Origin of the sequence: Yinghuangia sp. YIM S10712 (assembly GCF_051388935.1) — a bacterium.
GTDB lineage: Bacteria > Actinomycetota > Actinomycetes > Streptomycetales > Streptomycetaceae > Yinghuangia.
This window is the reverse complement of the sequence record NZ_JBPKBI010000004.1, coordinates 314,573-322,942: the sequence shown is the minus strand read 5'-3', so window position 1 is coordinate 322,942 and position 8,370 is coordinate 314,573. Positions and strand designations below refer to the sequence as shown.

6 protein-coding genes are annotated in these 8,370 nt (G+C 70.8%); 1 reads left to right on the top strand and 5 read right to left on the bottom strand.

Annotated elements, in window-relative coordinates:
* Window positions 1-780 precede the first annotated feature (780 nt).
* Entirely contained in the window at window positions 781-1,512 is a 732-nt protein-coding gene (locus tag ACRX5W_RS13405; RefSeq protein ID WP_436788295.1) for a class F sortase, read from the top strand.
* 232 nt (window positions 1,513-1,744) lie between these two features.
* On the opposite strand, the gene ACRX5W_RS13400 is transcribed toward ACRX5W_RS13405, so the two are convergent.
* From ACRX5W_RS13400 to pstC, 5 genes are all read right to left on the bottom strand, one after another.
* A complete protein-coding gene (locus ACRX5W_RS13400; protein WP_436788294.1) occupies window positions 1,745-3,166 on the bottom strand; it encodes a hypothetical protein in 1,422 nt (473 codons plus the stop codon).
* A gap of 135 nt (window positions 3,167-3,301) precedes the next feature.
* Window positions 3,302-4,051 (bottom strand): hypothetical protein, encoded by a 750-nt coding sequence (locus ACRX5W_RS13395; RefSeq protein ID WP_436788293.1) that lies wholly within the window; start codon window positions 4,049-4,051, stop codon window positions 3,302-3,304.
* Window positions 4,052-4,186: 135 nt separating this feature from the next.
* The gene (locus ACRX5W_RS13390) at window positions 4,187-5,935 is read right to left on the bottom strand and encodes a phosphate ABC transporter substrate-binding protein PstS (protein WP_436788292.1); all 1,749 of its coding nucleotides are present in this window, start codon (window positions 5,933-5,935) and stop codon (window positions 4,187-4,189) included.
* A gap of 38 nt (window positions 5,936-5,973) precedes the next feature.
* On the bottom strand, window positions 5,974-7,122 hold the full coding sequence (pstA, locus tag ACRX5W_RS13385) for a phosphate ABC transporter permease PstA (protein ID WP_436788291.1): 1,149 nt from the start codon (window positions 7,120-7,122) through the stop codon (window positions 5,974-5,976).
* A gap of 63 nt (window positions 7,123-7,185) precedes the next feature.
* Window positions 7,186-8,190 carry a phosphate ABC transporter permease subunit PstC gene (gene pstC / locus ACRX5W_RS13380; RefSeq protein ID WP_436788290.1) on the bottom strand — a complete coding sequence of 335 codons (1,005 nt, stop codon included), beginning with the start codon at window positions 8,188-8,190 and terminating at the stop codon, window positions 7,186-7,188.
* Window positions 8,191-8,370 lie beyond the last annotated feature (180 nt).

The following is an 8,370-nucleotide window of genomic DNA, read 5'->3' as shown; positions in this document are numbered from 1 at the left end:
CCCCCCCCCCCCCCGCCCGCCTCGGAGCGTGTCCGAGACCCCGCGCCGGGTCCGCGTCGTCCGACGCCGCGGACCCGGGCGGGCCTCCCCAGGTGCCGCATCGCGGTGCCGTGCCGCCGCGCCCGACGGCACGGCGTTACCCGGGAGGCCCGAGCGGCCTGATCCGGCGGGATGTCTCCGACACGCGCCGGGCAGCCGCGAAGACGCCGGACCACTGCGCACGGGGATGCGCGGGGTCCGGTACGTGCGAACGGCCGCCGGACGGGGATCCGGCGGCCGACTCGCTTTGTCGGGTCGGTGCGGTTCGGTGACGGAGGTGGCGAATTGACATCCGATCGACGCGGCACGGGCGACCGCCGCAGATCGTCCGGGCGTTCCACAGCCCGCCCGGCATCCGACCGGCGTTCCGCACGGGACGGCCGCGAACGCTCGGCGGACCGGGCCGACGACCGCCGCACGGAAGGCGACAACCCTCGCGAACAGCCGAGGCCGCGCCGGCACAGGACCGACGAACGGCCGTCCTCGCGCGGAGACGGCAGCCGTACCGACCGCACCCGCAAGCGCCGCCGGTCCGCAGGGTCATCGCGCCGACGGTCCCCGCGACGGTCCGGCGGCAACGCGCACCACCGCGTCCGGGCCCGGCACCACGCCGCCGGGACCCGGCGTCCGACGACGCCACCGAGGAAGAGTCCGCCGGGACGCAGGCACTCCGCGCCGCGCAGACGCACCCTGGCCGCGCGCACCGGTCAACCGGTCCAACTCACCCGGCGCGGAAGGCTGTTGACCGTCGCGGCGGTGCTCGCGGCGATCCTCGCCGGCATCGTCGTCACCGCCGACGGCATGCAGCCCAGAGGCGGTCCGCCGCAGCCCGCAGCCGCGGCGAGTCCCGACCCGGTGCCGCTCGCCACCCCGGCCGCCGAACGCTCGCCTGTCGCCCCGGGCCCGACCGCCGCACCGCCACCGGCCGGCCAGGTGCCGCCCGGCGCTCCGCCGGGCACCGAGACCCCGCCTCCGCCTCCGCTGCCGACCCCGACGGTCACCGGCCCGGAGCCGATGCGGCCCTCGTCGCCGATGGTGATCGAGATCCGCAGCATCGGCGTCTACGCCAAGCTCAGCCGGGTGGGCCTCACCGACAAGGGGTGGATCGACGCGCCCCCGTCGAGCGAACGCAACCTCGCAGCCTGGTACGAGGGCTCCCCGACACCGGGCGTCGTCGGCACGTCCGTGATCGTCGGCCACGTGGACGTCCCCGCCGGTCCGGCCGTGTTCTACGACCTGGGGACCCTCCGCAAGGGCGCCACGATCCGCATCGCACGCGAAGACGGCAGCACGGCGGTGTTCACCGTGTACGGGGTGCAGGTGTTCAGCAAGAAGGAGTTCCCCGCCGAACGCGTCTACGGCGGTACGGGCGTGCCCGAACTGCGGGTGATCACCTGCGGCGGCACGTACGACAAGGACGACGGCTACTCGGGGAACGTCGTGGCGTTCGCGCGGTTCACCGGGCGTGAGTAGGCGTGAGTAGGCGGGGGCGGCGGGGCGGCGGGAGCGGGAGGCGGCAGGCGCCCGAAGCTCGGGGGAGTCACCGCCCTGTGCGCGGCAGGCGCCGCCGCGGTGCGGTCAGGAATGCCGGGCCGGCGAGGCGACAGCCCCCCACAGGCGTTGACCGGCGTCACCGGCGACCCGTGAGACGCCGACGGGCTGCGGCCGTTTCGGCCGCCCCCCGTCGAGCTGTGAACCGCGCGCCTCAGTCGGCGACTTCGGCCTCCGGCATCGGCGGACGCTGCCGGAACCGGTACCAGACCGCGCCGCTGCCGGCCATCACGACCGCGCCCAGCGTGCCGAGGAAGCGCGGGTCGAAGAACGCGCCCGTACTGGCGAGACCGCCGCCGCCCTTGACGTCGGACCCGCCGCTGCCGCCGCCGCTGTCGGCCCCCCCGGCGGAACCGCCGCTGTCACCGCCGCCCGGGGTCGTCGAGGTGTCGGTCGGAGTGGGCGTGCCGGAGCCGGTGTCCGTGGGGCTGGGGGAGCCGGTGTCGGTGGGGTCCCCCGACGTCGGGGGCCGGCTCGTGGGAGGTTGGCTGGTGGGGGGCTTGCTCGTGGGGGGCGGGCTGGTGGGCGGGGTGGTGGTGGCGGGAAGAACGCCCAGAGTGAGTGTCGCCACCGCCTGGGAGGACTTGCCCGTTGCGGTGACGCCGACGCTGTTCAGGGGCGTACCGGCCGGCAGCGACAACGTCTGCGAGAAGGCCCCCTGGGCGTCCGTTGTCACCGTCTGCCAGACGGCGGACCACTGGCTGCTGTCCTGCGACAAGGTGACTTCGACCTGTTCGCCGCTCTGGAAGCCCGTCAGCGCCAGCGTGGTCTGCTCGTCCAGCTTCATGTTCTGCGGCGTCAGCGTCATGCCGAACGTGGTGCCTGCCACACTCATGGAGCCCTCCACCAAGGCCGCCGACTGCTGCCCCGTGGCGATGAACCGGTACCTGCCCGTCGTCAGAGTCGCGGGCACGGTCACGGGCCCCTCGAAGTGGCCGACGCCGTTGGTGGTGACCGTCGCGACCGGCGTCGGTACCGCGGTGCCGTCGGCCTCCGGTCGGACCGCGATGGCCACCGGCTCGTTCGCCCGGAAACCATCGACCTGGAGGGCGAAGGACTCACCAGACTTGGCCATGAGAGGCAGCCGCATTTCGGGGTGGTACTCCGGAGCGGTCTCCGCGGTCCACGTCGTGCCGCTCACACGGAGCGTCGCCGTTGCCCACTGTATGGGGACGGACTGCGGGTCGTAGCACAGCAGACGCAACTGCCATTCCTCGCCGTCCGCCGGTATGACGGATGCCTTGGCCCAGAAGTTGAAGCCGGGCTCGGTCGTGACCGATCCGTCCGCGGCCGGCCTGTTGAACAAAGCGGACTTTATCTGGCTCTCGTCTGCGTTGACGAGCTGGATGCGGAACCGGTAGCGGTGCGTTTCCGGGCACGGGGTGTCGAAGCTGATCGTCGCACCGGTTCCGGGTGAGGGAGTCCCGCCGCCGCCGACCGGGATCTGTCCGGTCGTGGGGTCGAGGACGAACTTCGCGGTCGGTGCGGGCTCTTCGGCCGACACCGATGACGCGGTGGTGAGCGACGCCGTGAGCAGGACCGCCCCGGCGGCACCGAGCATTCGTACCAGCAGCATGACGACTTCCGAAGTGTGAGTTGGATGGGGGCCTTTGGCGCCAGGTCGTGCGGGGCGATGCCGCCCGGCGTGCGGAGTGAGGCACGCATCGCCGGGCGGCGCCGGACGTCCGCCGCGGTCAGGCGGCGGGACGGATTACCACCAGACGCGAGTCGTGTCGAGCGTCACCGGGATCTCAGCGACGGCCTTGGAGGCCGAGCCCGTCACCACGAGGGTGTACGAGCCGTCCGCGACCGAAGCCGGGACCTGGAGCAGCGCCGCGCCGCGGCCCTGCGCGTCGGTGCCCTGCGGTTGAAGCGTCACCGGAACGGTCGTGCCGTCGGCCGCGCGCAGCGCGCCCGTGACAGCCTCACCGCCGGCGAAGCCGGTGAACGCGACCAACGAGATGCGCAGCGCGCCGATCTTGGTGGGCAGCGCGTAGACCACCGGCGTCAGAGTGGTCCAGACGCCCTCGTTGACCTTGACCGTGGTCGTGGCCAGCTTGGTGATGTTGCTCGCGGCGTCCATGCACTCCGCGTCAAGCGTGTACGCGGCACCGTTCACCGGCTGACGGCTCGACGGGAACAGAGTGCGCTCGCCGATCACTGAGGTGTCCGGGATGCCGTCCGCGGGCAGCGCGGTGCCGAACCGCGAGGTACCGAACGGGCTCGGAGAAACGTTCGGACCGGCGATCATGAACCGGAACGCCGTACTGCCCTCGGGACACGGCACGTTGGCCTTGGCGACAGCCGTACCGCCGTTTGCCGCACCGTAGTTCGGGGTCACGGTGACGGTCGGCTTCGGTGCGGCCGTGGTGTTCGCCGACGCGGTCGGCGCGGCGAGCGCGGCGACAGTGGCCAGCGGGACCAACGCGGCGACGAGGGCGCGGGTACGGGGGAACTTCATGGTCGTTTTCCTCTCGGGTGGAACCGAGGCACACCGCGGATCGGGCATGCCCGCATGGCGCGTTGGGGGCGCGCCGGGGTGATGCGACATGCGGGGGCGATGAAACAGGGGGTGGTCGTTTTCAGAGGCCGACCGTCACGGTTGGCCTGATGCCGAACGCCGTTTGTCGAGGTGGGAGTACAACGCGGGGCCGCCGCCAACGGCGAGTGCGAGGGTGCCGATGGCGAGGACGTACAGCCAGATCGCGGGGATCGCCGGCGGGCCGTCGAGTTCCGTGGACCCGGCGTTGCGTGCTCCACTGCCACCGGTGTCGCCGCCGTCGGCCGTGCCGCCGGTGGTCAACGCCTCGCCGGTCTCCGGGTCGAACGCGACTCCGGCATCGTTGACGGCGCCGCCGGCGCCCGGGTCTCCGGTGGTTCCCGAGGAGGCGTCCCCGGTTCCACCGGTGCCTCCTGTGGCGCCCGTGCCGCCGGTCGTGCCGCCGGTGCCGCCCGTTGCCGCCGAACCGCCGGTGGCGCCACCGGTGTTGCCGCCACCGGTGGTGCCGCGACCGCCGGAGCTGTTGCCGCCGGACGAACTGCCGGAGGTACCGCCGCCGGTACCCGAACCGCCGGTTGCACCTCCCGACGTGCCGCCCTGCCGGTCGATCGGTTTGATGAACCCGGGCTGGAACGTCGGGTTGGGGCAGGCTTCGTATTCGGCCTGGGTGATGTTGTTCAGGTTCTTGGGCATGGGACCGGGGTCCGGCGCACCGGGGATCTTCCTTAGCGCCGCGTAGCCGAACGCCACCAACTGCGGGGGCAGCGGCGAGTAGCCCATGCCGGCGACCCTCTGCTGCCCGTCGCACAGGAAGTACTTGATGTACCGGCCGAGCGTCTCGCCGCGCGAGGCGTTGAACTTCCAGCCCTCGGACATGGCGGTCGGCACGATCATGTAGCTGTAGCTGGACACGGGATAGGCGCGCGGGTCCGCCATGCGGTAGACGCCGCTCAGCTCCTGGGTCGAGTCCGGATTCAGCCGGGCTTCGGTGAGGGCGATCGCCACGGCGTCCGAAGTCGGTTGCACGTAGTTGCCCGACACGTTTTTCACCGAAGCCACGGGGAAGTTGCGCTGCTTCGCGTACGCGTACTCGACGTAGGTGATCGCGCCGTCGCCGTAGTCCGCCGCGACCCAGTTCGCGACACCGTCCGACCCCGACTGGGCCTTGGCGCCATCGGGGGCGGGGAAGTCGGACGTCATTCCCTTGGTCCAGATGTTTCTTGCCTCGTGCGACATGTACGCGGTGAACTGGGCGCTGGTGCCCGAGCCGTCGGATCGTACGACCGGGATGATCGGCTTCGGCGGGAGGCCGGGGATGTGCGGGTTGTCCGCCTTGATGTCCGGGTGGTTCCACACCTTGATCTGGCCGGTGAAGATCTTCGCGATGCTCGGCGCGGAAAGCCGGAGGTTGGTGATCTTCTTGCCGCCGACTTTCAGGTGGTACATGAACGAGGTGCCGCCCGCAACGATCGGCAGGTAGGCGTACTGGATGCCTCGGGAACGCGCCTGTTCCAGCTCGTCGACGACGACGCCGCTGGGCGTGCGGTACGGCGGCTGGAACGGGATCTCGGAGACGGCGAAGTCGACGGTCTTCTGGAGGAACGCCGCACGGCCGGCGGTGGAGCCGCCACCGCCGTAGTTGACTTTGATGCCGCGGGGGTCGACGTCGACGATCCACTGCTGGACGGCCAGTTCACTCCATGTGGACCCCATGCCGTAGATCGGTTCCATGGCGGCGTTCGCGGGCGGCGCGGACGCCACGGTCATGACGACGCCGAGCCCCAGCGCCGTGGCCAGGCGCAGCATCCTGGTGGCACTTCGGCGTATGGACTTGCTGGTCGACATGGTGTCAGCTCCCGGGGAGTTGCGGACTGCTGCGAGGTTCACCGCGAGGCTGCCTCGCGGGCGATGCGGCGCTTTCGGCGGCGGCTCAGTTGGCCCGGCGCGCGGCCGGCGATGACGCGGGTGATCACGAACAGGGCGAGCACGATGGTGACCAGCCCGACCGCCGCCCCGAAGGCGAGGGAATTCAATTGGTCGTCAGGGGACTTGATGTTGCGCCAGATGAAGAAGACCAGGGACTCCTGCTCTCCCTCGAACGGGTTCCAGTTCATGCGCGTGCTGCCGCCGGCGACGAGCAGGACCGGCGAGGTCTCCCCGACCGCGCGGGCTATGCCGAGGATCACCGCTGTGGCGAGGCCGCTGCGTGCGGTCGGCAGCACGACGTGCCACAGCGTGCGCAGCTCACTCGCGCCCAGTGCCAGTGACGCCTCGCGCAGTCCGCCGGGCACGAGGCGCAGGACGACTTCGGTGGTGCGGGTGACGATCGGCAGCATCATGACGCCGAGCGCCAGGGATGCGGCGAACCCGCTGCGGCCCTGGCCGAATCCGATGATCACCACGGCGTACACGAACAGGCCCGCGATGATGGAAGGCAGGGCGCTCATTGCCTCGACCACGATGCGTACGACGTGTCCGAGTCGCCCGCGAACCTCGTTGAGGTAAACGGCCGTCGCGATGCCGAGCGGCACGGTCATGATCGTGGCCAACGCCACTTGCTCAAGCGTGCCGACGATGGCGTGCGCGGCACCGACAGCGACGTCCGAACCGCTGAGGGCGCCGAAGGATTGCTGTGTCTCGGTGAAGAAGTCGAAATCGATGTTGCCCAAGCCTCGTTGGAACACGTAGACGATGACCGTCGCCACCGTGCCGAGCAGCGCGGTGATCCCGGTGGCCACGACCGCGCCCGCGACGCGGTCACGGGCCTGTACGGCGTCGGTGCGCAGGTAGGTGCTGAGGCCGTAGAGGCCCAGGAAGGAGACGTAGGCGGTGATGACGTAGCCCTGCCACCCCGACACCGGCAGGATGCGGCCGTAGAGCACCCACGCGAAGGACGCGGCGGCGACCATCGAGGCAGCGGCCACCCCGACCTCTTCGGCCGAGATCTGCCGCAGCATGACGCGGCGCTCGGGCGACGGAAGGGGCTCGTCGTCCGGTGGCGCGGCGGGCTTCGGCGCGGTGACGGTCGTCATGGTGCGGGTCTCCCACTCCAAACGGAATCGGTCGGGGCGACGGGGCGGGGCAAGGGACTGGCGTCAGATGTCGGTCGAGGCCCCACTGCGGGACTTGGAGATCACCAGGCCGGCGACGACGTTGACGAGCAGGGTCATCGTGAACAGCGCGAGACCGGCGGCCATGAGCGCGGAGAGCGCGAATTCGTCGGACTCGCCGAACTTCAGGATGATCAGCGTCGAGATCGTCGAGCCCTGGCCTTCCAGGATGCGGATCGTGAAGTCGGTGTTGAAGGACAGCACGATCGCCACCGCGATGGTCTCGCCGAGTGCGCGGCCGAGGCCGAGCATCGTTCCGCCGATGATGCCGCCGCGTCCGAAGGGGAGTACGACCGTCCGGATCACGCCCCAGCGCGTCGCGCCGAGGGCGAGCGCGCCTTCCTTCTCACCGGGCGGGGCCTGGGCGAAGACTTCGCGCATGACGGCGCAGCAGATCGGGATGACCATGCACGCCACGACGACGCCGGAGATGAACAGCGACGACGCGAACTGGCCGTCGATGTAGCGGGTGGTGCCTTCGAGTTTGTGCACCTCGAAGATCGGGATGAAGCTCAGGTTCTCCGCCAGCCACTCGCTCATCGGGATCAACTGAGGCTGGAGGAGGAAGAATCCGAAGAGGCCGTACACGATGCTGGGTACCGCGGCCATGAGGTCCACGATCGAGGTGAGCGGACGGCGCAGCCGGGCCGGGGCGTACTCGGTGATGTAGAGGGCCGCGGTCAGCGCGATCGGAACGGCGATCAGGAGTGCGGTGAGCGCCACGAGGATCGTGCCCATGAGCAGGCCGCGCACACCGAATTCGCCGCCCCCGGTGGGAGACCACTTGTCCTCGGTGAAGAACGACCAGCCCGCCGCGTCGATCGCGTCGTAACCGCGGCGCATGAGATAGAAGCCGATCGCGCCCAGCAGCGCGAGCACAGTGCATGCCGCGAGACGGGAGGTCCATCGGTACGCCAGGTCGACGCGCGTACGCCGCACGACGACGCGTCGCGGCGAGTCGGTCGGAGCGTCCGGGAGCATGGCGGTCATGCGGAACCTTCCGGGAAAACGGAGCGTTGCCTGCGGTGGGACCTTGATTGAGCCAACCAGTGGCCCGATGCGGTCGGGGCGACTGCGGGGGAAACAGCAGATGACGGCGAATCGGCATGTGCGGACGCCTGGTTGCCGCGCTCGGACGTGCTGCCGCCCCGGCGTCCGGTGAGGGACGCC